Annotated in this window: 2 protein-coding genes and 1 pseudogene; 2 read left to right on the forward strand and 1 reads right to left on the reverse strand. The window is 63.0% G+C overall.

What is annotated here, in order from left to right; all coding sequences use genetic code 11:
- Nucleotides 1–123: pseudogene (locus EOA85_RS35010) on the reverse strand (adenosine deaminase); the annotation flags it as partial.
- A gap of 144 nt (nt 124–267) precedes the next feature.
- Between EOA85_RS35010 and ubiE the strand changes: the two are divergent.
- Nucleotides 268–1,044 carry a bifunctional demethylmenaquinone methyltransferase/2-methoxy-6-polyprenyl-1,4-benzoquinol methylase UbiE gene (gene ubiE / locus EOA85_RS35015; RefSeq protein ID WP_127212708.1) on the forward strand — a complete coding sequence of 259 codons (777 nt, stop codon included), beginning with the start codon at nt 268–270 and terminating at the stop codon, nt 1,042–1,044.
- Nucleotides 1,045–1,057: 13 nt separating this feature from the next.
- A partial coding sequence (locus tag EOA85_RS35020; protein ID WP_245486331.1) for an AarF/UbiB family protein occupies nt 1,058–1,542 on the forward strand: 485 nt, incomplete at its 3' end.

Below are 1,542 nucleotides of genomic sequence, written 5' to 3' on the forward strand. Positions count from 1 at the left end.
GACGAAAGAGCCATTCTGAATGTAGCGCGAGGTGTCCTTGCCGTATTTCTGCGCCTGGCGGATGACGAGTTCGGGCGCCGCTGCCCCTTCGATATGGCAGTGCAGTTCCGCTTTCAAAGGCATGCAATCATCCCGTCAGGTCTCCGGCTCGTCGACATAAGTACGATTTCACGACCGAGGAGCGCGGCCGAACACCGCGCCTTAAACAATAGCGTCGGCACCATCGATCGGCTATGGTCCCGCCGGTTTTATGGCGGATCAAAAATAATGTCGGTTGAGAGAACCACGGCCGTTGGCGGCATGGAAACGTCCTATGGTTTCAAGCGTGTAGGGGCAGGCGAGAAGCAGTCCCTGGTCAATGACGTTTTCCACAAGGTCGCGAACCGCTACGATCTGATGAACGACCTGATGTCGGCCGGGCTGCACAGGCTGTGGAAGGACGCCATGGTCACATGGCTCAATCCACCGAAACGACCGGGCTGGAGCGTTCTCGACGTTGCCGGCGGCACCGGCGACATCGCCTCCCGCATCGTCGAGGCGAGCGGCAGGAACGCCCAGGCCACGGTTCTCGACATCAACGGCTCGATGCTCGCCGTCGGCCGCGACCGGGCCGAGAAAAAGGGCCTGACGGCAAACACCGATTTCGTCGAAGCCAATGCCGAGGAGCTGCCTTTCACTGAGGCCATATTCGACGCCTACACGATCGCTTTCGGCATTCGCAACGTGCCGCGCATCGATGTGGCGCTTGCGGAAGCCTATCGCGTGCTGAAGCCCGGCGGGCGCTTCCTCTGCCTCGAATTTTCCGAGGTCGACATGCCGCTGCTCGACGAGGCCTATGAGGCGTGGTCGTTCAACGCCATCCCCAGGATCGGCAAGGCGGTGACCGGCGACGGCGAGCCCTATTCCTACTTGGTCGAATCGATCCGCAAATTTCCCAATCAGCAGAATTTTGCGGCGATGATTTCCCGCGCCGGCTTCGACCGCGCTTCTTTTCGCAATTATTCCGGCGGCATAGCTGCGCTTCATTCGGGCTGGAAGCTTTGAGGCGAGCGCAGTCATGAGCAGTGTCGGCGCCGGTTTCAGGCTCGTGCGGGCTGGCTGGGTGCTGGTCCGCGAAGGCGTAGTCGCGGCGCTGCCGGGCGACGAGCTCTTCGGTCTGCCTAAACTCGGCTGGCGGATGGCGCGGCTGTTGACCCGCCGCCGCGCGCTTGCCTATGAGCGTGGCGACCGGCTGGCCAAGGCCGTCGTCCGCCTCGGCCCATCCTATGTCAAGCTCGGCCAGTTCCTGGCGACGCGGCCCGATGTCGTCGGCAACGACATAGCGCTCGATCTCGCCATGCTGCAGGACAAGATGCAGACCTTTCCGCAGGCCGAGGCCATAGCTGCGATAGAGGCTTCGCTCGGGCGCAAGGTCGGCGAGCTCTACGCCAGTTTCGGCGAGGCCGTCGCCGCCGCGTCGATCGCTCAGGTCCATATCGCCGAAACCTTGCAGGACGGCGTCGGTTCGCGAGTGGCGGTGGAGGGCATCCGGCCGGGGGGGGG

This window comes from Mesorhizobium sp. M5C.F.Ca.IN.020.29.1.1 (assembly GCF_003997375.1).
Lineage (GTDB): Bacteria > Pseudomonadota > Alphaproteobacteria > Rhizobiales > Rhizobiaceae > Mesorhizobium > Mesorhizobium wenxiniae.